This window comes from Saccharopolyspora antimicrobica, assembly GCF_003635025.1.
GTDB classification, from domain to species: domain Bacteria; phylum Actinomycetota; class Actinomycetes; order Mycobacteriales; family Pseudonocardiaceae; genus Saccharopolyspora; species Saccharopolyspora antimicrobica.
Genome location: NZ_RBXX01000002.1, coordinates 5,971,708 through 5,993,185, shown reverse-complemented (window position 1 = coordinate 5,993,185; position 21,478 = coordinate 5,971,708). Strand labels below are relative to the sequence as shown.

Below are 21,478 nucleotides of genomic sequence, written 5' to 3'. Positions count from 1 at the left end.
CGGGGGCGTCTCATGGCGGGGGTCCTCCTGCTGGCGGCCCTGGGCATGGTCACGGTCAACCTGGCCTCGCTGATCGGGCTGCGCCTGTACCTCACCGACGTCGTCGACACCAACCTCACCAAGGCCCGCGACACCGTCCAGCGCTATGCCGAGAGCCGGTCTTCCCCGATCCCGGAGACCACTCTCAACACTCTGGTTCCGGCAGGCGCCTACATCGCGCTGCTCGACGAGCACGGCCGCGTGGTCACGGAGACCGCGGCTCAAGGCCCCGACGGGCAGCCGACCCCATGTCCCGACCTGCCGGCACCGGTCCTCAGCGGCTTCAGCGAGCGTCCCTCGACCGTGTCAGCCCGAGGAGCGCTCATACCGAGATACCGAGCCCTGGGGTTCCCCGTCGGAGCGAACACCGTGGTCCGGCCGGCGACCGGCGCGGCGCCGAAGCCCGTCAGCACCATGGTGATCGCCAGCAACCTCGCGCCTTCCGACGACGTCGTGTACTGGCTCATCGGCGCCGAAGCCGTGGCCACCCTCGCCGCACTCGCCGGAATCGCGGTCTTGGGGCGCGGCGTGCTGCGGGTAGGAATGCGGCCGTTGCAGGACATGGCCACAACGGCGACCGCGATCGCCGCCGGCGACCTCCACCAGCGCATCGAGGTCGGTCGACCGCATTCCGAGATCGGGGAGGTCGGCAGCGCGCTGAACCACGCGTTCGACGCGCGACAGCGTTCCGAGGAACGACTCCGCCAGTTCGTCGCCGACGTCTCGCACGAGTTGCGCACCCCGCTGACCACCATCAGAGGCTGGGCCCAACTCCATCTGCACGGACTCGCCCAGGAACCTGAACTGGTCGAGCGGGCGATGCTCCGCATCGAGGAGGAAGCCGCCCGCATGCACACCACCGTGGAGGAACTGCTGCTGCTGGCCCAGCTCGACCAGGGACGGCCGCTCGCCGACACCCCGGTCGACCTCGGCAGGCTCGCCGCGGACGCAGCCGAGGACGCTCGCGCTCTCGACCCCGGCAGGCCGATCGCCGTCGACGTCCAGGACGAGGTGTTCGCCAGCGGTGACGAGGATCGGCTGTTGCAGGTGTTGCGCAACCTGCTCAGCAACGCGCAGCAGCACACACCCACCGGCACACCAGTTGCCGTGGCGGTCCGCTCGCTGCCCGACGACCAGGTCGAACTGACCGTCACCGACCACGGTCCCGGCATGGACCCGGAAACCGCGCGCAGAATCTTCGAACGCTTCTACCGCGGCGACGACTCCCGCAGTCCGAGCACCGGCGGTACCGGGCTGGGCCTGGCGATCGTCAAGTCCATCACCGAAGCGCACGGCGGCACGGTGACGGTCACCACCGCGGAAGGTGAAGGCAGCACCTTCACCGTCACGCTGCCCGCCGCCCGCTGAGCAACCGGCATCCGACGAGTGGAGCTCTTTGGAGCACTTGGAGATTCGCTCCAAGGCGCAGGGCGGCTTCCGGAGTCGTTCGCGCGGCGGTCAGAGAGCGACAGCTGCCGCTTCGAGCTTCTTCTTGATCAGCGCCATCTGGACACGGCTGTTGGTGTTGATGCGTTCGGTCATCGCGGCGTCGTCGATCGGTGCGTCCGGTTTCATCGTGAAGTCCTGGATCCAGCGCATTCGCACGCCGCCGTCGACTTCCTCGTAGGTCCAGCGGATGTTCATCCGCACGAACGGGCCGGTCTCGACCCGGCGTGCGTGGACAGTCCTGGTCGCCGGATCGGCGATTCGTTCCGACACCCAGCTCCACACCGTGCCGTTGGAGTCGGGTCGCATGGTCAGCCGGAACAACACGCGGTCACCTTCGCGTTCCAGCACCTGCACCGAGTCGTACTCGCTGAACAGGTTCGGCCAGTCCTCCACGTCGTTGGTGCGGTCCCACACCAAGCGGAGGGGAGCCGCGATGATGATCTCGTTGTCGGTGTGCCCGGTCATCTCATGCCCTTCCGTCGAGCAGGAGCAGCAGATCTCTCGGCGAGTGGTCGGTGTTCACGTCGACGGTCTCGGGCAAGCCGTAGTCGCGCTGGAGCTGTGCCATGACTCCCAGCAGGCCGAGGGAGTCCACGCCGAGCTCGGCGAAGCTCTGGCCCGCGTCGTCGATCTGGTCACCGGTGACCGCGACGCCGGTGCAGCGGCTGATCAGCGACGCCAGCGTGATCGAGGAAAGAGGCAGGTTCGTTTCGGGTGTGTGCATCTCAGTCATCTCCTTGGGTCGAAGCGGGACTTCTCAGCACCAATGCGGAGTTGCCGCCGTGCAATCCCCGGGCCAGCACGAGCACCGTGTTGATGTCGGCCGGGCGGGCCTGCGCCACGAGGTCCAGGTCGAACGGGCAGTCGCGAATGTTGGGCGTCGGTGGCACGATGCCGTGCTCGATGGCCAGCGCAGCGGTCGCGACGTCGAGTGCCGCCGCACCGGCGTAGCAGCGGCCGTAGCCGGTCTTGGGCGCAGTGACCGGAATCCGGTTGGCACGGTCGCCCAACAGCCACCGCAGCGCCCGCTCCTCGGCGCGATCGGCTTCAGGGTCACCCAGCGCGTCGAGAAAGACGACGTCCACATCGGACGGCTCCACGCCAGCGTCGCTGAGTGCGAGCCGGGCCGCGCGCTCCAGCCCTTCCGCTGACTGGTCGAAGCACCGGGGCCCGGTGAACGTAGCTCCGTGCCCGGCGATCGCCGCTCGTGCCCTGGCACCGCGCCGACGGGCTGCGCGGGCGGACTCCACGACGAGCATCGCGCCGCCCTCACCGGGGATGAACCCTCCGGCGCGCGAGGTGAAGGGCAGGTAGGCGGCGGTCGGGTCAGCGGCCGGACTGAGCAACTCGAAGCCGAGTTGGGCGCATACCGCATACGGGGACAGCGGCGCCTCGGTACCACCCGCCAGCATCGCGGCGCCCCGACGGACGTCGTCGCGGGCGGAGGCCAGCACGTCGAGCCCACCGGCTTCGTCGGCGACCAGCACACCACACGGTCCGCGAAGCCCATTGCCGATGGAGATCTGGCCGGTCGTGGCCGCGTAGAACCACGCGATCGACTGATATGGGCCGACGTGCTCGGGGCCATGCCGCCACAGCTGTTGGATTTCCTGCTGACCGAACTCGACACCGGCGCTGAAACTGGCTGTGACCACGCCGAATTCGAGCGGTGGTACGACGGCCGGGTCGAGGTCGGCATCGCGCAGCGCCAACTCGGCCGCGGCGAGGCCGAAGTGGGTGAACCGGTCGGTCTGCACGACGACTCTCGGGTCGATCCAGTCGGATGAATCGAAGCCGACTACCTGGCCCGCGACCTTGACCGGATAGGGGTTCGGCTCGAACCGGGTCAGCGGGCCGAGCGCGGGACGCCCGTCACGCAGTGCTCGCCAGAACTCGTCGGCACCGATCCCGTTCGGCGCCACGACGCCGAGCCCGGTGATGACCGGTGTGCTGTTCACGATCGTCTCGCCTTGCTCAGCACGAGGGCGGACTGGAAACCGCCGAATCCGCTGCCGACCGACAGCGCCGTGCGCAGCACTTGTTCTCTGGCCGTGTGCGGCACGTAGTCCAGGTCGCACTCCGGGTCGGCGGTGTCGAGGTTGGCCGTCGGGGGCACGACGTCGTGGACCAGGGCCAGCACGCAAGCGAGGGCCTCGATGGCGCCGATCGCGCCGAGGGAGTGACCGACCATCGACTTGATCGAGCTGACCGGCACGGCGTACGCCGCCTGACCCAGCGCCCGTTTGAACGCCGCGGTCTCGTGCCGGTCGTTCTGCCGCGTGCCCGAACCGTGGGCGTTGACGTAGTCGATGTCGGCCAGCCGCGCTTGGTCCATCGCACACCGGATGGCTTCGGCCATCTCCGCACCGTCGGTGCGCAGACCGGTCATGTGGTAGGCGTTGCTGCGATTGGCGAAGCCCACGATCTCGGCCAGCACCGGGGCACTTCGGCCGAGGGCGTGCTCCCACTCCTCCAGCACCAGCACCGCCGCCCCCTCGCCGATCACGAACCCGTCGCGGTCCAGGTCGAAGGGGCGAGCGGCGTGCTCGGCGTCGTCGTTGCGGGCCGAGGTCGCCCGGATGGCGTCGAAGCAGGCAACCGCGATCGGCGAGATCGGGGATTCCGACGCGCCCGCCACCATCACGTCGGCACGGCCTTCCTGGATGTGCCGGGCGGCGTGCCCGACCGCGTCCAGGCCTGCGGTGCAGCCAGTGGATATCGTCTGCACGATGCCCCGCGCACCGACCCGGCCGGCGACCTCAGCGGCCAAAGTGGACGGTGTCAGTGCCAGGTGCAGGTACCGCGATGCCCTGGCGTGGTCGACCACCCACCGGTCGCCCGAGTCGGAGGTGGCCACGTAGTCGTGCTCGAGCTGCGTCGTACCGCCCACGGCCGAACCCATGCACACGCCGACCCGCCAGGGATTCGACACCTCCAGGCCCGCCTGGCCCCACGCCTCGTCGACGGCGACCGCGGCGAACTGCACATAGCGATCCATCCGGGTGATCTCGGCCGCCGTCAGGCCGTTCTCGGCGCCGTCGAAGTCGCATTCGGCGGCGATCCTCGAACGGAAGCCGTCGGCCGGGAACAGCGAGATCCCACGGGTAGCGGTACGCCCGGACGTCAGCAGCTCCCAGCAAGCCTTCGCGCCGACACCCCCCGGTGCCACGACTCCCAAGCCGGTAACGGCCACTCGGTGCGTCATGACAACGGCTCGGTGTCGACGTGCCCCAACTCCGGCCGGGGCGCCAGTGGGCTGAGGTGGAAGACCAGACGCGCGAGCCGCGGCCCGGTGTTGCGCACCCGGTGCCGGACGTCGATCGGCACGAAGATGGCCTGGTTCGGTCGAAGCGCATGGGCCACGCCGTCCAGGTCCACCTCCACCTCTCCCTCGAACAGGAAGAGGAACTCTTCGGAGTACGGGTGGTAGTGCTCCCGCACCTGCTCACCGGGTTCCAGCAGGACCACGCCCTGAAACCCGCTCGTGGCGCTGACGGTGGCCGGACCGAGAAGCACTCGGATGTCACCGCCACGTTTGCGGTTCGAGCTCACCTGGGCGATGTCGACCACCGTGTGCAACTGGCTGGTCATGACAGCGCTCCCGGCGCACGGTACCGGATCTCGCTACTAGCACGCCGTTGCGCGGCGGCGATCAATCCATGGTGGACCACGGAACTTTCTCCTCTGTCGATCGATGCCGGGTGGCCAGCCATACGCGATATCGCCGTGACTCGCGGTGTGCCGCACATGTCACCAGGGGTGCCGCGAGTTCGCGGCGGGCTAGGCTGTCTCCCATTGCTGAAAATGCTCCAGAATTGCCCACTCTTCAGTAATCATCCATTCCTGCGGAGCTGCCGTCGATTCGCGCGCTCCATCACCGTGGCAGCCGTCGAGCAGCACCACCTGGTGACGAATCTCCTGGTAGGCGGCGATGAATCGATCTCTCGCGCCGTCCGCGAACCGCAAGGTGAACACCGCACGCAACCGCCTCCGTCGGAATATGTCAGACGCGAAAGCTCCTGCCGTTAAGGACATATGAGCTCATCACAAAGATCTCCTACCTCGGAGGACAGCGTGATTCGTGCTGGCATGCCGCGCAAGTCCCGCCCACCAATAGGGCGGACCGGCCACCCTTATAGGGCGTTTCAGGCGGGTCGATCAAGGCTCTGATCGTTTTCGTCGGTGATCTTTCGCGCCGATCGACGCCAGGAATTCACCGCGATCGGGCACTTGGCACTCGGCTCGCCGAGCAGGCGGCCGCCGTCGAGACTTCGCTCAGCGGGGTTCGACGGGGGTCAGCGTGCCGCGGGCGTTCTCGACGGCCTGTGCCGCGTCGAGCACGGCGTCCTCCCGGAACATCGGCCCGATCAACTGCACTCCGACCGGGCGTCCGTCGGCGAGCCCGGTGGGGACGGCGACCGCGGGTGCCCCGACCGCGGTCGACCACACCGAGAGCGTCATCGAACGCCCGTACCGTCGTTTCTCCGCCGCGGACGAGGATTCCTGCCCTGGCGCGAACCAGGTGCGCGTGCTGACGGGACCGAGCAGGAGTGGTGTCACCGCTGCCCGCTGTGCCCAGGCCCGGCGCACGGTCAGCAGTCGTGCGGCACGTTCGAGGTACTGCTCGAGGTCCAGCGGAGGGTGCTCGTCGAGGTCGTAGTCGATGTAGCGGGACGCGTCGGGGCCGACCAGCGCGCTGATCGCAGGCCAGTTCCCGGCGAACTCGGTGAGGACCATGCCCGTGTACACCGCCAGGGCGTCGTCGAGCATGGGGACATCGACCTCGCCGACCTCGTAGCCGGCGTCGGCGAGCGCATCGGCAGCGGCGTCCACGGCGTTCACGACGGCGGGGTCGACCCCGTGACCGCCGGGATCGCGGACGACGCCGACGGCGCGCGGAAGCCGCGGCCCGCGGGTGGGCACCGGAACAGCACGGGGGTCGCGGGGGTCGGTGACCGCGAGGACCTCGAACGCGGTGCGCAGGTCGGACACGCTCCGCGCGAGCGGCCCGTCGACGGGGAACAGCGCCGAGGCCGGTGCGGGATCGGCCGCACCGATTCGGTGGTCGGCGGGAAAGCGTCCCGGCGTCGGCTTCAAACCGGCCACTCCGCACAGCTGCGCGGGCAGTCGTGTGGAGCCTCCGGAATCGTTGCCCAGGCCGATCGCCGCCATCCCGGTGGCCACCGCGACGGCATCTCCGCCGCTGCTCCCACCGGGCGTGGCACCCGGATCCCAGGGGTTGATCGTGTCGCCGAAAAGCTCGCTGCGCGGGTGCATGCCGGTCAGCGTCAGGGTCGGCATGTTGGTGTGGCCGACGATGACGGCGCCCGCGCGGCGCATCGCGTCGACGGGAGGAGCGTCGGTGGCGGCGACGCGGTCGGCGAAGGCCCGCAACCCGTGCGTCGTCGCGAGCCCGCGCACGTCGGTGGTCTCCTTCACGGTGATCGGCACCCCCGCCAGCGGTCCGACCCTCTCGCCGCGTGCAACGGCCTCGTCAATGGCCGCCGCATCCCTCCGCGCGTCGTCGTCTCGCCGCGAGGTGACCGCTGTGAGGCGCGAGTTGCACCTGTCGATGCGGTCCAGGTGGGCGTCCAGGATCTCAGCCGCCCGCGTCTGCCCTGCGGCAACCGCCGCCGCGATGCGATTCGCCGACCAGCTCGTGACCTCGGACGCGCTCGTTGCCATGCCGCTAAGATACATACCTGGATCTGGATGCAGTAGTGAATATGAATGAGCGATCCCGTGCACCGTCCGGGCGGCAGGCTCGGTGGTGAACGCATGAGGAGTGGTGATGTCCCGTCAACGGCTCTCACGGCGCGAGTCACAGGTGGTGACCCGCATGCGGCTGCTCGACGCGGCCGCCGAGGTGTTCGCCGAGCACGGTGTCGCCGGGGCCTCGGTCGAGCGGATCGCCGACCGCGCCGGGTACACCCGGGGTGCGTTCTACGGGCACTTCGCCGACAAGGACGCCGTCGTCGCGGCACTGCTGGAGGAACGAACCCGTCGCGAACGGGAGGAAGTGGCGCAGCTCGCGGCGAGCGAGGGCGACACCTGGGAAGCGTTGCGGTCCTGGCATCGCGAGCGATCCGCCCACCTCGAGGAATGGCTGGCGCTGCGCCTGGAGCTCGTGCGCCACGCGCTCCGACGACCACGCGGTGAACGATCTGTCCTCGCCGAACGGGAGGCCTACGCCCGTGAGGCGCTCACCGGTGCGGTGGCACGCGAACCCGGAACCGATACCGCCGAAGCGGCGTTCACCGCCCTCATCGTGCACGCGCTCGAAGACGGCTTGGCCATCCAGCGCGCCATCGACCCCGACTCGGTTCCTCCTGACGCCATCGTCGCGGCCACCGAGATCGTCCTCCGCGGCGCACGGACGGCCGGTGAACCGCGCGATGGCGACTGATCGCCATCAGCGCCGGTCCGGCTGAGCTCTTGCGATGCCCGAACCGGCCGCGGCCGTCGCCTAGGGGAGCAGGTCCGGCCGGACCCTGGCTATCTCCTGGGTCAACTGCTTGACCGTGGCGGTGTTCGGCAGCCTCAGCTCCACTTCCGGATCGGGAGTGAGCGGGCCTGGCAGCAGCGCCCGGTGGCGGGTGATGAAGCGGCGGTCCACGGGGGTGAACACCAGGGCCGACCGCAGCAGCTTGGAGTTCGGGTCATCCTTGACCGGCGGGCGCGGTTCCTGGCCGCGCACGGCGTGCAGCTCCTCCCACGCGATCAGGTCCGACTTGCGGCCGGCTCGCCACCACAGTCCACGTTCGTCGACGGCGAAGCGATGCGTGCGGGGAATGGAGCCGACCATCAGCAGCAGGCCGCCCAGCGCGAACGCGCCCATCATGAACACCCCGTAGCCCGGGGCATAATTGGATCGCGGAGTGTTCGACGGGGTCCCGATGTCCGAGAAGAGGGCGGCGAACCCGAAGAAGACGAACATGGCCAGCCCGCCGATGAACAACGCCCGGCTGGACCGGTACTCGACCACAGGCGTCCCAGGAGCGGGCGACCACGTTTGTTCGGACACGGCAGGCAGCGTAACCGAAGACGCTTCCAGCGGTGAGCGACTCCACGCGATCTGCACCCGGGAAAGGTCTCCGAAGGCGGCGGTGCCGCTGGTGTCCGGGTCCACTCCACCCGCACGCCGGTGGCCTCGAATGCGGCGTCGAGGGACTGCACCGCGGCCGGCACGATCTCGGGACCGATCTCATCGCCTTCCAGGACGCCCAGGCGGTAACGAATCGTAGCGGTCTGCGTTCTCTGCGAGGTCCTTCCCAGAACTTCGATCGCGCGGCTTCACTCGCGCATCGCTCTGCCGAGCACGAGACGGCGTCTACCGGCGCAGCGCGCTGCTGCCGGGGCGCTCGCACATCTGGGAGGTTATAACCTTCGCCGGTCAAGCATCCCCAAGGCCGCCACTAGCCCACCTCGGTCCTGGATGATTTCCACATTCGCCCTTGTGAAATGCACTCATCCGCCGACCACAAGTCCGCATCAAGTGGCGTTGTAGGCTATAGGCGAGTCAGGAGGTTGGGCGATGGCAGAACCGGTAACGCCGCTGACGACCAAGAGCGACGTCGCCTACGACAAGGTGCGGGAGAAGATCCTCTCGGGCGAGTTCCCACCGGGGTCCGTGATCAACCAGGCGACGCTCGCGCGCAGCATCGGCATCAGCACCACCCCGCTCCGGGAAGCCCTGCGGCGGTTGAAGGCCGAAGGGCTGGTCGAACTCGGCGCCCACCGCGACGCCAAGGTCACCGAGCTCAGAGCCGAGGAGAACCGCGATCTGCTGGAGATGCGCAGATCCCTCGACCCGCTGGCTGCGTCGCTGGCCGCGCAACGGCGCACCAAGGAGGACATCGCCGAGATCCGCGCGTCCCTGGAAGGCCTGCGGGCGATGCCGGGAAACCCCGACTACGAGCACCTCCTGCACCACCGGCGCTACCACCGCGCGATCTACCAGGCCGCGCACAACGACCTGCTCATCGAAGCCCTGGACAGCCTGTGGGACAAGGCCGACCGCTACCGCAGGTTCGCCCTGGAGGTCGACCGCGGCCCGGAGGCCAGGGCCAAGAAGGACGAGGAGCACCGGATGCTGGCCGAGGCGGTCATCGCGGGTGATTCCGACGGTGCGGCCGCGGTGATGACCGAGCACATCGACACCAGCCTCGCCACCCAAGCGACCCGGCGTCTGCTGCGGTGACCTCCGCGAACTGGCGGGTCTGGGTGCTGCTCGCGCACGCCGCGCTGACCCAGCTCATCACCTTCGTACTGCGTCCCGCCACCACCTACCGGGCGCTGGAACTGGGCGTTCCGGCGTCCTGGCTCGGCGTGCTCTCCGGCAGCTTCGCGCTGGTCCCGCTGGTGCTCGCACTGCCCGCGGGCCACATCGTCGACCGGATCGGCGAACGGCGGGTGATGCTGGCCGGCAGCCTGCTGATGTGCGCAGTGGGCACACTGCTGCTGGCACTCGGCGACACCGTGCCCGGCCTGGTGGCGGGCAGCGTGGTGCTCGGCACCGCGCACCTGGGCGCGATCGTCGGCCAGCAGGCGCTGGTGGCCAACAGCACCGCATCCGGCCGGATGGACGCCGCGTTCGGCTACTACACCTTCGCCGCCTCGCTCGGCCAGGCCGCCGGGCCGCTGCTGATCGTGGCTTTCGGCGGAACGCGGGCGATCCCGGACACCACGCCGATCTTCCAGGGGAGCATCGCGATCGCGGTCGTCCTCTTCGCCCTGACCTTCGGGATCCAGGACGCCCGGACCGATCGCGGCCCGGCTGCGGCGAGCGACATCGGTGTGCGCTCGCTGCTGCGCCTGCCGGGACTGGCCGGGGCACTCCTGACCGCGTGCACCGTGCTGGCCGCGGTCGACATCTCCCTGGTCTACCTGCCCGCACTGGGAGCCGAACGCGGTATCGCCTCGGCGCTGATCGGCACGCTGCTGGTGCTGCGCGCCGCCTCGTCGATGATGTCGCGGTTCTTCCTCGGACGTCTCTCGGAGGTGCTCGGGCGACGCAGGTTGCTGATCCTGAGCATCTTCGGCGCCGCCGCGGGGATCACCGTCGCCGCCGCTCCGGTGCCGGTCTGGCTGCTGCTCATCGCGGTCACCGTGGCCGGCTTCGGCCTCGGCGTGGGACAACCGCTGACGATGTCCTGGCTCGCCGAATCGGCCCCCGCGGGCGCGCGCGGTCGCGCGATGTCGTTGCGGCTCACCGGCAATCGCGCCGGTCAGGTCGTCATCCCCGGCGCGATCGGCCTGGTCGCCGCCGGACTCGGCGCCGCGGGCGTCCTGTGGGTCACCGCAGCGGGCCTGGCCCTCACCGGCACGCTGGCCCGCAAGCTCCCGGTCGACCGGCCTTCCCAGCCCTGATCACCCGGGGCCGTAGCCCCGGCGGCCCAGCCGTCCGGCAGCCCAGCAGCCTGTCGTCCACGGCTGAGTGGGCGGTTCTCGGTGTTCGACCGGACATCCGCCTCGGGGTTGGCATAACGTGCCAGACCGGTCGACGAACTTCCTGCCGTTGCTGGGCGGGTTGCCGGATCCCGATCGGGAAGCCTTACCCCGGGTTTCCGTTCGAGAGGTCGCGGCGCCCGGGACCGTTGTAGTCGGGCAGCAACGGGCGGGGAATCGGGCCCTTGATGCGTGCCCCCGCCGATTTCTCCTCCCAGGCGTGGGAGAGGATGCCGACGCTTCGAGCGAGGACGAACAGGCCTCGGCCGAGTTCGGGCGGGAAGCCGAGTTCGCTGTAGACGATAGCCGTGGCACCGTCGATGTTCATCGGGACGGGGCGGCTGCGGCCCTGGGCGAGTGCGCGTTCGAGCGCCGTTCCGGCGCGCAGTGCCCAGCCTGGAACCTCGTTGCGGGCGACGGCACGCTCGACCGATGTCAGCAGCGGATCGCGACGTGGATCTCGTGGGTGGAACCGGTGCCCGAAGCCGGGAACGCGATTCCCGGAGGCGCGGTGGTCGGCCACGAGTCGTTCCGCGGCCGCATCGAGATCTCCGCCTCCTGAAGCGGCTTCCGCCAGATCAGCCAGAAGTTGCATGCACTGCTGTCCCGCGCCGCCGTGGACATCGCCGAGGAGGTTCACTCCGGTTGCGACGGCATTGTTGAGCCCGAGCCCGCAGGTGGCCGCCATCCGGGCGGCGGCGATGGACGGGGCTTGCGGACCGTGGTCGACGGCCGCGACCAGAGCGGCTTCGAGAAGTCTGCGCTGACCGGGCGCGGGGAGGTCCCCGCGCAGCATCAACCAGATCGCGTCCACGAAGGACACCTCGCCGATCAGTTCCTCGACGGGATACCCGCGCAGCAGGATCTCGCCGGGCCGGATGCGGCTGATTCCGGTTCGCCACCATCCCGTGACCGCGTCCTCGTACTCCTGGGTGGTGTTGAAGGCGGGAGTGCTCATACCGCTCCTTCCTCGCGCAGGGAAGCGATTTCGTCGGCGCTGTAGCCGAGTTCGCCCAACAGGTCGTCGGTGTGCTCGCCGAGCAGCGGCGGTGGGCTGTGCGGTCCGGGAGCGACGCCGCGGACGCGGATGGGGCTTCCGAGGACGCGCAGGGGGCGTTCCGGATGGCCGGGGAACGGGAGGTCGTGGATGAACTCCCTCGCGGCGATCTGCTCGTTGGAAAGTGCTTCCGGGACAGTGAGGACCTGGGCTGCGGGCACTCCGGCCGTGGCGAGCGCAGATTCCCACTCCTGGGCCGAGCGCGACGCGAGGGCCTTCTCCAGTTCCTCGGTCAGTTGCCGGCGGTTGGTCTTGCGGTCCGCACGCTCCGCGAAGCGGGGATCGGACGCCAGCTCCGGGCGTTCGATCACCCGGCACAGCGCGGTGAACTGGCGCTGTTCGTTCGCAGCGATGTTCAGCAGTCCCTCTCCGGTGGTGAAGGTGCCGGAGGGCGCAGCGGTGAAGTTGTCGTTGCCGACGCGCATCGGTTCCTGCCCGGCGATCAGCTGGTTGGAGACGACCCAGCCCATGGCGGTCATCGCCGACTCCAGCATGGAGACGTCGAGGCAGACACCCTCCCCGGTGCGGTCGCGCTGGACCAGCGCGGAGGCGATGGAGAAGGCGGCGGCCATGCCTCCGAGGGTGTCGGCCACCGGGTACCCGGCCCTCAGCGGACCGGTCTCCGCAGTGCCGGTCACGCTCATCATCCCGGACAGGCCTTGGACGATCTGGTCGTAAGCGGGCCTGTCGCGCAGCGGGCCTTCCTGACCGAAGCCCGAGATCGCGCAGTAGACCAAGCGAGGATTCGCTTCGCGCAAGCGATCCCACCCGACGCCGAGTCGATCCAGGACGCCGGGGCGGAAGTTCTCGACGAGGACGTCGGCTTGCGCGACACTGCGCAGCAGCACCTCGCGCCCCCGCTGCGACTTCAGATTGATCGTCAGCGAGCGCTTGCCGCCGTTCTGCGCCAGGAACGACACCCCCAGCCGTTCTTCGTTCAGCGCGGCATCGGCGCCGAGCTGCCTGGCGAGGTCACCGGAGCCGGGAATCTCGACCTTGATGACGTCTGCTCCGAGCAGGGCCAGTTGGTAGGCCGCGAACGGCCCGGCAAGCACGTTGGTCAGGTCGAGCACCCGGATTCCACCGAGCAGCTTTCCGGGCCCCGAGGGACGTGGACCGCTCACGAACGACCTCCGATGAATTGCAACTTCGACAACTGCTTCGCCACGTTCATCACGACGGGGATGAACGCTTCTACGCGTTCCCGGGTGAAGCGGCTGGTGGGACCGCCGAGCCCGACCGCGGCGGCGGCCCGGCCGGATGAGTCGGTCACCGGAGCCGCGACGGCGGAGACACCGTCCTCGCGCTCACCGTGGCTGACCGCCCAACCCTGCTCCTCGGCGTGCCGAACGCGCTCCGCCAGCACGGGCTCGAAATCGGAGCCACGTCCTGCCGCTGCAGCCACTCCGCGCAGGTCCTCGGGTGAACTTCCGGCAAGCAGCACGTGTCCGGAGGCACCTGCCCACAACGGCATGGCCTCACCGATGCGCACCACGTGCCGCAATTGCTGGGTGCCCTCATGCTGGGCCACGCACAGCCGGCTAACGCCCTGGCGGATGTAGATCCGAGACGATTCGCCACCGGATTCTTCCGACAAGTTGCGCAAGCACTCCACAGCCTCGGCCGGCAGTTGCCAGGCATCTTGAGCCAGCTGCGCCCAGCGCAGCATGCCCGCACCCGGAGCGAGACGACCATCCCCACGAGTCCACAGCAGTCCGCGCTGCTCCAAAGTGGCCACCAGGCGAACCACTGTGGATTTCGGCAGGCCCGTGGCGTCGATCAGCTCCCGCACGGTGCGTGAGCGATGGGTTTCATCGAACAGTGCCAGCAGATCCAGTGCCCGCAGGACGCTGCGCACACCCTCACCGCCTTCTCCCGGGTTCTGCTGCATGCGCCGTCCTTCCAGATGCTTTCGGTGATCACGACCGGCCGAACGATCTCAGCCGAGGCGTCCTCAACCATAACCCATGGGTTCCACCTGTCGGCACTGAAGTGCCACCAGATGGCACTTTCTCGCTAGCTGATCGCTCTCTCCGCGGACGAGTGGGACACCACGTCGGACTCGCGAGTCTCACGGGCCACGGCCACGGTCACCACGGTGATGACGCAGGTCGCCAGCAAGAAGATGACGACACCGATGATGCTGTGGTCGAACCACAGCAGTAGCGCACTGGCCACTACCGGAGCGAGCCCGCCCGTCAACACGGTGCCGATGTTGTTGGCAACCCCGACGGCAGTGAAGCGGACCTTGGTGGTGAACAGTTCCGCGAAGAACGCCGGCTGAGACCCCAGCACGGCCGACTGCCCGACCCCGAGGGTGATCAGCAGGGCCAGCCACACCAGCCACGCGATCTCCGTGTCCACCATGAGGAAGAAGGGGTAGCACGCGACCGCCATGACCACCGCTCCCAGGATGCTGACCGGTCTACGGCCCCACCGATCCGACAACGCCCCGAACAGCGGAACCGAGACGAGCTTGACCGCGGAGACGAACATGACGCCGGTCAACACCGGCCCCGTCGCAAGACCCGCATCTTCGGCGTAGGCGACGGAGAACGTGCCGAACACGTAGTACCCGCAGTTCTCGGCAGCGCCCGCGCAGATGACGATGACCATCTCCTTGGGGTACTTCCGCCACGACTCCACGAATCGGCTCTGCGCGAACCGCTCACGCCACGAGCGGCGCGGCGGCTCCGGACGAGCACTGCGCTCCGCGGCCTGACGCCGCATCTCCCGCTGGAACTCCTCCGGCTCCTCCAGCGACCTGCGCACCCACAGCCCGAACAACGTCAGAACAGCGCTGAACAGGAACGGAACTCGCCATCCCCAGTCGAGGAACGCCTGCTCCGACAAGGTGGTCGACGCGAGCGCCATCGCGCCCGTGGAGAACAACGAGCCCGCCCCGGTGCCGATGGCGGGCAAACTGGCCAGGAGTCCGCGCGAGCGAGTCGGCGCGCTCTCGAACATGAGGATCAACGCGCCCGTCTTCTCCCCGCCGGCAGCGAAGCCCTGCACGAAGCGCAGCGACGTCAGCAGCAACGGGGCGGCGAAACCGATCGTCTCGTAAGTCGGCAGCAGACCGATCCCGGTTGTCGCGACGCCCATCAGCAGCAGGGTGATCACCAGGACGTGCTTGCGCCCCTTGCGGTCGCCCATCTCGCCGAAGTAGGCACCTCCGAGCGGGCGCCCGAGGAAGCCAATGGCGAACGTGCCGAAGGCGGCAATCGTGCCCACCAGCGGATCTCCGCCGGGGAAGTAGAGCTTGTTGAACACCAGCGAAGCCGCGGTCGCGTACAACGCGAAGTCGTACCACTCCACCGTCGTGCCGAGAACTCCCGCTGCGATCACCCGCGGCTGGAACGCAGAGCGTTGTCTGCTTGGCGCGCCCATAGGGACTCCCTTGTCACCCCGTCGTACCGCCTGGTGGTACGAATGTGTCATCAGGCGGACAGGATCGTACGGTGGGGCCTACGGCCTGACAAGACCGAAAGACGGACCCCGCCAGGAAGCACGACAGGCCTGAAAGCATTGCCGTCCGGCTGGATGCGACGGCCAGCACTGAGCACCTCGACACCGACCAGAGCAGCACGCCTGACGCGTCGTCATCGGCGGCGCCGCACACTTCCCCGACATTCCCCACTCCGGTGCGAGGATCACCGGCCACCGTCAACCCGGAGCCACAGACACCTGCCGGATCGAGCTCGCTCCCACGGCCCGACCGGCGGAGTTGGTGTCAGGTCCGGCGGGTGGTGGTCGGGAGTGCTGGTCGGCGGCGGGATTCGTAGGCCGTGATGTCCTCGGCGTGCTGGAGGGTCGTCCCGATGTCGTCGAGGCCCGCCAGGAGGCGGTCGCGGATCTCCGCCGCTTGCCTCCCGCAGTCGCTCGGCCGGACGGGACGACAGGCGATCAGTCGCCTCCGCCTCCACCTCCGCCATCGCCGCCTCCACCACCCCAGTCCCCTCCACCGCCGTCCCAGCCACTGCCGCCAGGGCTTCCGTCACTGCCAGAGGACGACGTCGAACGGCTCCGGGAACGGCCCCGGGAGACGCGCTTTCCGAATGCCCGCCTGAGGGACCACTCGTTCCACAGCCAGACGGCGAAGAGCACAGCACCGGACAGCAGCAACAAGCCCGACACGATCAACAAGAGACCCGTCACACCGTCCACCGCGCCCCAACCCCTCTGCAGTTGATGCCCGCCAGCCGTAGTCGAAACGCGCGAGGCGCGCACGAGGTTGCCGAGTCGGGCAAGACACGCGTCGGCTCGCGCTGCCTGTCGAGGGATTCGCGGCTCCCCTGAACAGAAGTCGGCCATCGGTAGCGGAGTTCGGCGGGGATCACGCTGCTCGCCGTCTGGCCAGTGCGCCCTACTTCGGCGCCTGGAAGCCGCCGGTCGTCCGCTCGAGCAGTTCGGCCAGCCGCAGCGGGGTGCGGTCCTCGAACATCGGACCGATGAGCTGCACTCCGACCGGCAGGCCCTCGGGGGACCGGCCCGCGGGTACGGCGGTGGCGGGCAGGCCGGGCATGGTGGCCAAACCGGCCCAGACGAGCTGGTCGAAGTAGGGGTGCTCGACGCCGTCGATGTCGACGTGCCGTTCCATCGGATTCGGGCTGTGGTCGTGCGGGAACGCGGGCGTCGGCGTGATCGGGCACACCACGGCGTCGAACTCGGCGAACAGCTGCCGCCAGCAGTGGCGGTGGAGTTCGCGGCGGTTGTTCGCCTCGATCCAGTCGTGGTGGCTGAACACCATGGCGCGCAGCCGCACGGCGTCGAGGCTCTGGTCGCCGGCGCTCAGTGCGGCGGCGCGGGTCCGCAGCTGCTCGTGCGATTCGACGGGAAAACGCGCGACGGAGCCCGAAATCAGCAACTGCATGTAGAGCGTCGCGGCTTCGGTCAGATCGGGCAGCAGCGGACTGCGCCGTTCGACGCGGGCGCCGCCGTCGACGAGCGCGGCGGCCACCCGGTTCACGCCCGCCCGCACAGCGGACCCGGTCGGGAGGAGCGGATGCTCGTCGAGGACCAGGACCCGGAAGTCGCAGAGCCGCTCATGGCGCGCGGGCGGCAGCGTCAAGTGGTGCGCTTTGCCGAGCGTCAGCGGATCCAGCCCGGCCATGACGTCGAGCAGGAGCGTGAGGTCACGGGCGGTACGCGCCATCGGGCCGACGACGGCGAGGTCGAGCTCGACCGGCAATGCCGGTGCCGGCGGCGCGACCATGCCGCGGGTCGCCGCCAGTCCGAGCGTCGGCTTGTGCGCGTAGACGCCGCAGAAGTGCGCGGGGGTCCGCAGCGAACCGGCGAGGTCGGAGCCGATGGACAGCGCGCCGAACCCGGATGCCAGGGCCGCCGCCGATCCGCCGGAGGAGCCGCCCGACGTGCGACCGTGATCCCACGGATTGTTGGTGGTGCCGTAGATGTCGTTGAAGCTCTGGATGTCCTGCAGCCCCAACGGCACATTGGTCTTGCCGAGCACCACCGCGCCCGCGGCCTTGAGCCGCGACACCTGCACCGCGTCCTCGGCAGGCATGTAGTCCCGGTGTTGCGGCATGCCCCAGCTCGTGGGCAGCCCGGCGATGTTGTACGACTCCTTGACCGTCACCGGAATGCCGAGCAGCGGCTGGTCCTCACCGCGCGCGCGTGCCTGGTCGGCACGGTGCGCGGCGGCCCGCGCGCGGTCGAAGTCCGGCACGCAGATCGCGTTGATCGCCTCGTCGTCGCGCACGATGCGGGCGATCGCCTCGTCGGTCAGTTCCACCGATGTCACCGCACCGGCGCGCAACGCGGCCACCAGCTCTTCGGCCGCCTGAAAGCTCCACTCCATGAATCCGAAGCTATCGACCTGCCACAGCGGACACGAAATTCCCTTTCGCGCAACGGGATTCCATCTTCAACGACGAAATGGGGCACCTATACCACCACCGAAGGTGGCCCTCCGCAGGTCACAGCACCGGAACGCGGGCCAACTCCACCCGCAGGCCATGAAACGTCATGTCGTGCAACAGGATGGATGTCTCAATTCCTGACCGCTGACGCCTCTGATCAGCGGACAAGATCGTCGCTGCGCTCATCGGCAGCCTGAGCGGCATATCGTCCGCATATCGAAAAGCGCATACGTGCTGGCAACACCGCGCTGTTTTGACTTGGGGCATGGCCTGCAGCGAACTGGGTTCGATCCACAGCGGAGCGATCGCGGACCGTCGCGCCCGAGCGATGGCCGGGTCGTCCCCCTCCGCCATCCCGACGGCGCTCATGGTCTTCGGGTGCAGCCGGGACGAAGCCGCCGTGTTCCGCGAGATGGGTGCCCGCCTCGGTGCCTCAACCACGATCGTCGAGTCGGCCGTCTGCGAAGCCAATGCCGAACTGGCGCGCGGCAGCCGGTGCATCAGCGTGAACCACAAGGCACAGATCACCGACTCCACGCTTCAGGCGCTCAGCGAGGCCGGTGTGGAGTACATCTCCACCAGAAGCATCGGCTACGACCACATCGACCTGGAGCACGCCGAGCGCGTCGGCATCTCGGTGGGCAACGTCGCTTACTCTCCGGACAGCGTGGCCGACTACACGTTGATGTTGATGCTGATGGCCGTCCGCCACGCGAAATCCACCATCCGGCGCACCGATTCCCATGACTACCGGCTGAGCGAGGCCCGCGGCAAGGAACTGCGAGACCTGACCGTGGGCGTGGTCGGGACGGGGCGCATCGGCACAGCGGTGATCGACCGGCTGCGAGGCTTCGGGGGCCGCGTGCTGGCCCACGACAAGCCGTCTCACGCCGGGGCCGACTACGTACCTCTGGACGAATTGATCGAGCAGAGCGACATCATCACGCTCCACACCCCGCTCACCGCGGACACGCGCCACCTCCTCGATCGCCACCGCATCGAGCGGATGAAGTCCGGCGCGTACATCGTCAACACGGGTCGCGGACCGCTGCTCGATACCGAGGCCCTGCTGTCGGCGTTGGAGAGCGGCAGGTTGGGCGGTGCCGCGCTGGACGTGCTCGAAGGCGAGGAAGGGATCTTCTACGCCGACTGCCGGAACGGGCAGCTCGAGAACGAGGCCCTGGTGCGGCTGCAGCGCCTGCCGAACGTGCTGATCAGTCCGCACTCCGCCTATTACACGGAGCACGCCCTGAGGGACATCGTCGAGAACAGTCTCATCAACTGCCTGAACTTCGAGAACGGGAGAACAGCATGAGCAGGTTGAAGGTCGGAGTCATCTTCGGAGGCGCTTGCGAGGAGCATCCCGTCTCGGTCAAGTCGGCGCGAGAGGTGGCGAGGAACCTCGACACCGAGAAGTACGAGCCGTTCTGGATCGGCATCACGACCGGCGGCGACTGGAGGCTCTGCGACGGCCCCGACGCGGATTGGGAGAACGCCGCCACTCGCCCGGTCACGCTGTCACCTGACCGAAGCGTGCACGGCCTGCTGGTCATGGGGCAGGAAGGCTACGAGGCGGTGCACCTCGACGTCGTCTTCCCGGTGCTTCACGGCAGGCTCGGGGAGGACGGCGCGATCCAGGGCTTGTTGGAGCTCTCCGGCATCCCCTACGTCGGCTGCGACGTTCAGGCCTCTGCCGTGTGCATGGACAAGTCCCTGGCCTACACCGTCGCCAAGAGCGCGGGAATCGCCACCCCGGTCTTCTCGGTCGTCGCGGAGAGCGAAGAGGTCGACCCGGACCGCCTCCGGTATCCCGTCTTCGTGAAGCCCGCCCGTTCGGGCTCCTCGTTCGGCGTCAGCAAGGTCACCCGGGCCGAGGAATTGCCGAGCGCGCTGAGCGCGGCGCGGAAGTACGACTCGAAGGTCCTGATCGAGGAGGGCGTGTCCGGCGGCGAGATCGGTTGCGCGGTCCTCGGGGAACTGTCCGGCCTGGTCACGGGCGAGGTGGACCGGGTCGACCTCTCGCACGGATTCTTCCGGATCCACCAGGAGGACTCCCCCGAGACCGGATCGGAGAACTCGACCTTCATCGTTCCCGCCGACATCTCCGAGGAATCGCGCCAGCTCGTCCAGGAGACCGCCAAGACCATCTACCGCGCCCTGGGCTGCGAGGGACTCGCCCGCGTCGACATGTTCCTCACCGACGACAGGCGGGTGGTCCTCAACGAGGTCAACACCATGCCCGGCATGACGTCCTACAGCCGCTACCCGCGGATGATGGCCGCCGCCGGGGTGCCGCTGTCCGATCTGATCGACCGGCTCATCTCGACGGCCTTGCACGGGAAGAAGCGATGAACGACGACTTCGGCTACGTCGACGACCGGGTGCCGGGCATCCGCTGGGACGCCAAGTACGCCACCTGGGACAACTTCACCGGCAAACCGGTGGACGGCTATCTGGCGAATCGCGTCGTCGGCACCCGCTCCCTGTGCGCGGCCTTGGAGCAGGCACGCGAGAAGGCAGCCTCCCTCGGCTTCGGTCTTCTCCTCTGGGACGGGTATCGCCCCCAACGCGCCGTCGACTGCTTCCTCCGCTGGTCCGAACAGCCAGAAGACGGCCGGACCAAACTGCGGCACTACCCGAACATCGACCGGTCCGAGATGGTCGAGCACGGCTACGTGGCCGCGAAGTCGGGCCACAGCAGGGGCAGCGCGGTCGACCTGACGCTCTACCACCTCGCCACCGGCGAGCTGGCTCCCATGGGCGGCGACCACGACCTCATGGACCCGATCTCACATCATCGAGCCCCCGGAATCACGCCGATCGAGGCCCGGAACCGCGAACACCTCCGCTCCATCATGGAGGACTGCGGATTCGATCGGTACGACCGCGAATGGTGGCACTACTCGCTCAGGAACGAGCCCCATCCCGATGTCTACTTCGACTTTCCCATCATCTGACCGGCGTCTCCGCTGCATCTCGCAGTGGGGGTGCCTGGAACGCAACGACGAGGTCGTCGTGCGGCGCACCGACCTGTCGGGGCTGGAAGTCTTCTTGCCGCGCACCGATCCCCCGCGGCTGCACGACTGGGCATCCGACGGGTACCGCTCGAGCGAGGAGTACCTGTTCTGGTCCCGCAAGGTCTGCGGTCTGGCGTGCCTGCAGTCGCTGCTCCACGGCTGGACCGACGTCCGGCTGACGATGGGCGAACTCCTCGCGCTGGCTCTCGACCGGGACTGCTACGTCGTGGAACCCTCCGGCAAGGTCCGAGGACTCATCTACCGGCCGTTCATGGCCTGGATCAGCTCGCAGTTCGGATTCCACTGCGAGCTGGTCGAGCGCACGCCAGTTCACGTGTCCCACCGAGAGATCCGGCCCGGTCAGGTGCTGATCGCCTCGGTATCTCCTGAGATTCGCGACCCCGACACCCGCGCGCCGCAACGAGGCGGCCACCTCGTGCTGGTCTACGCGGTCGAGGACGGGGTGGTGCGGTTCCACAACCCGTCGGGCTACTCCCACAACTCCGACTCCGCATCGCTACCGGTGGACGTGTTCGAGCGGTTCCACGCAGACCGCGGAATCTTGATCAGAGCGGCATCGTGACAGCTTC

General features: G+C 68.6%; 22 protein-coding genes. 8 read left to right on the top strand and 14 right to left on the bottom strand.

The annotated features are described in order from the left end of the window. Window positions 1–12 precede the first annotated feature (12 nt). Complete coding sequence (locus tag ATL45_RS28600) at window positions 13–1,407, top strand: sensor histidine kinase (RefSeq protein WP_093156772.1); 1,395 nt, start codon at window positions 13–15, stop codon at window positions 1,405–1,407. Window positions 1,408–1,497: 90 nt separating this feature from the next. On the opposite strand, the gene ATL45_RS28595 is transcribed toward ATL45_RS28600, so the two are convergent. The 7 genes from ATL45_RS28595 to ATL45_RS28565 form a co-directional block, all read right to left on the bottom strand. Then, window positions 1,498–1,953, bottom strand: coding sequence for an SRPBCC family protein (locus ATL45_RS28595; protein ID WP_093156774.1), 456 nt, complete (start codon window positions 1,951–1,953; stop codon window positions 1,498–1,500). Window position 1,954: 1 nt separating this feature from the next. Continuing rightward, window positions 1,955–2,212 (bottom strand): acyl carrier protein, encoded by a 258-nt coding sequence (locus tag ATL45_RS28590; protein WP_093156775.1) that lies wholly within the window; start codon window positions 2,210–2,212, stop codon window positions 1,955–1,957. Window position 2,213: 1 nt separating this feature from the next. After that, window positions 2,214–3,446: a beta-ketoacyl synthase N-terminal-like domain-containing protein gene (locus ATL45_RS28585; protein WP_093156777.1), complete on the bottom strand. Its 1,233-nt coding sequence runs from the start codon at window positions 3,444–3,446 to the stop codon at window positions 2,214–2,216. Beyond that, a complete protein-coding gene (locus ATL45_RS28580) occupies window positions 3,443–4,693 on the bottom strand; it encodes a beta-ketoacyl-[acyl-carrier-protein] synthase family protein (protein WP_093156778.1) in 1,251 nt (416 codons plus the stop codon). Before ATL45_RS28580 ends, ATL45_RS28585 begins: the two co-directional genes overlap by 4 nt. Continuing rightward, on the bottom strand, window positions 4,690–5,079 hold the full coding sequence (locus tag ATL45_RS28575; RefSeq protein WP_093156780.1) for a cupin domain-containing protein: 390 nt from the start codon (window positions 5,077–5,079) through the stop codon (window positions 4,690–4,692). Before ATL45_RS28575 ends, ATL45_RS28580 begins: the two co-directional genes overlap by 4 nt. A 189-nt stretch (window positions 5,080–5,268) precedes the next feature. Beyond that, entirely contained in the window at window positions 5,269–5,463 is a 195-nt protein-coding gene (locus tag ATL45_RS28570) for an antibiotic biosynthesis monooxygenase (protein WP_246025882.1), read from the bottom strand. A gap of 300 nt (window positions 5,464–5,763) precedes the next feature. Beyond that, a complete protein-coding gene (locus ATL45_RS28565) occupies window positions 5,764–7,173 on the bottom strand; it encodes an amidase family protein (RefSeq protein WP_093156783.1) in 1,410 nt (469 codons plus the stop codon). Between the two features lie 106 nt (window positions 7,174–7,279). Between ATL45_RS28565 and ATL45_RS28560 the strand changes: the two genes are divergently transcribed. Next, on the top strand, window positions 7,280–7,894 hold the full coding sequence (locus tag ATL45_RS28560; protein ID WP_093156785.1) for a TetR/AcrR family transcriptional regulator: 615 nt from the start codon (window positions 7,280–7,282) through the stop codon (window positions 7,892–7,894). Window positions 7,895–7,954: 60 nt separating this feature from the next. Here the strand turns inward: ATL45_RS28560 and ATL45_RS28555 are convergent, their stop codons facing one another. Then, window positions 7,955–8,512 (bottom strand): hypothetical protein, encoded by a 558-nt coding sequence (locus ATL45_RS28555; RefSeq protein WP_093156894.1) that lies wholly within the window; start codon window positions 8,510–8,512, stop codon window positions 7,955–7,957. A gap of 510 nt (window positions 8,513–9,022) precedes the next feature. Here ATL45_RS28555 and ATL45_RS28550 point away from each other — a divergent pair. Both ATL45_RS28550 and ATL45_RS28545 read left to right on the top strand, forming a co-directional pair. Continuing rightward, window positions 9,023–9,688, top strand: a complete 666-nt coding sequence (locus tag ATL45_RS28550) for a GntR family transcriptional regulator (RefSeq protein WP_093156787.1) — start codon at window positions 9,023–9,025, stop codon at window positions 9,686–9,688. Continuing rightward, window positions 9,685–10,857, top strand: coding sequence for an MFS transporter (locus ATL45_RS28545; protein ID WP_093156788.1), 1,173 nt, complete (start codon window positions 9,685–9,687; stop codon window positions 10,855–10,857). Before ATL45_RS28550 ends, ATL45_RS28545 begins: the two co-directional genes overlap by 4 nt. Window positions 10,858–11,041: 184 nt before the next feature. Here the strand turns inward: ATL45_RS28545 and ATL45_RS28540 are convergent, their stop codons facing one another. From ATL45_RS28540 to ATL45_RS28510, 6 genes are all read right to left on the bottom strand, one after another. Next, window positions 11,042–11,893, bottom strand: coding sequence for a citryl-CoA lyase (locus tag ATL45_RS28540; RefSeq protein WP_093156790.1), 852 nt, complete (start codon window positions 11,891–11,893; stop codon window positions 11,042–11,044). Beyond that, window positions 11,890–13,116, bottom strand: a complete 1,227-nt coding sequence (locus tag ATL45_RS28535; RefSeq protein WP_093156791.1) for a CaiB/BaiF CoA transferase family protein — start codon at window positions 13,114–13,116, stop codon at window positions 11,890–11,892. Before ATL45_RS28535 ends, ATL45_RS28540 begins: the two co-directional genes overlap by 4 nt. Continuing rightward, entirely contained in the window at window positions 13,113–13,883 is a 771-nt protein-coding gene (locus tag ATL45_RS28530; RefSeq protein WP_093156793.1) for an IclR family transcriptional regulator, read from the bottom strand. Before ATL45_RS28530 ends, ATL45_RS28535 begins: the two co-directional genes overlap by 4 nt. 125 nt (window positions 13,884–14,008) lie before the next feature. After that, the gene (locus tag ATL45_RS28525; protein WP_170210378.1) at window positions 14,009–15,382 is read right to left on the bottom strand and encodes an MFS transporter; all 1,374 of its coding nucleotides are present in this window, start codon (window positions 15,380–15,382) and stop codon (window positions 14,009–14,011) included. A gap of 343 nt (window positions 15,383–15,725) precedes the next feature. Continuing rightward, window positions 15,726–15,815 (bottom strand): hypothetical protein, encoded by a 90-nt coding sequence (locus ATL45_RS40395; RefSeq protein WP_500691068.1) that lies wholly within the window; start codon window positions 15,813–15,815, stop codon window positions 15,726–15,728. A 543-nt stretch (window positions 15,816–16,358) separates the two neighbouring features. Continuing rightward, window positions 16,359–17,810, bottom strand: a complete 1,452-nt coding sequence (locus tag ATL45_RS28510; protein WP_093156797.1) for an amidase — start codon at window positions 17,808–17,810, stop codon at window positions 16,359–16,361. Window positions 17,811–18,199: 389 nt separating this feature from the next. Between ATL45_RS28510 and ATL45_RS28500 the strand changes: the two genes are divergently transcribed. The 4 genes from ATL45_RS28500 to ATL45_RS28485 are packed head-to-tail and all read left to right on the top strand — an operon-like array spanning window position 18,200 to window position 21,471. Next, the gene (locus tag ATL45_RS28500; protein ID WP_093156895.1) at window positions 18,200–19,186 is read left to right on the top strand and encodes a D-isomer specific 2-hydroxyacid dehydrogenase family protein; all 987 of its coding nucleotides are present in this window, start codon (window positions 18,200–18,202) and stop codon (window positions 19,184–19,186) included. Continuing rightward, complete coding sequence (gene vanA / locus ATL45_RS28495; RefSeq protein ID WP_093156799.1) at window positions 19,183–20,223, top strand: D-alanine--(R)-lactate ligase; 1,041 nt, start codon at window positions 19,183–19,185, stop codon at window positions 20,221–20,223. The genes ATL45_RS28500 and vanA overlap by 4 nt, the downstream gene beginning before the upstream one ends. After that, entirely contained in the window at window positions 20,220–20,828 is a 609-nt protein-coding gene (gene vanX, locus ATL45_RS28490) for a D-Ala-D-Ala dipeptidase VanX (RefSeq protein ID WP_093156801.1), read from the top strand. Before vanA ends, vanX begins: the two co-directional genes overlap by 4 nt. Then, window positions 20,800–21,471 (top strand): hypothetical protein, encoded by a 672-nt coding sequence (locus tag ATL45_RS28485; protein ID WP_170210377.1) that lies wholly within the window; start codon window positions 20,800–20,802, stop codon window positions 21,469–21,471. The genes vanX and ATL45_RS28485 overlap by 29 nt, the downstream gene beginning before the upstream one ends. The last annotated feature ends 7 nt before the right edge of the window (window positions 21,472–21,478 follow it).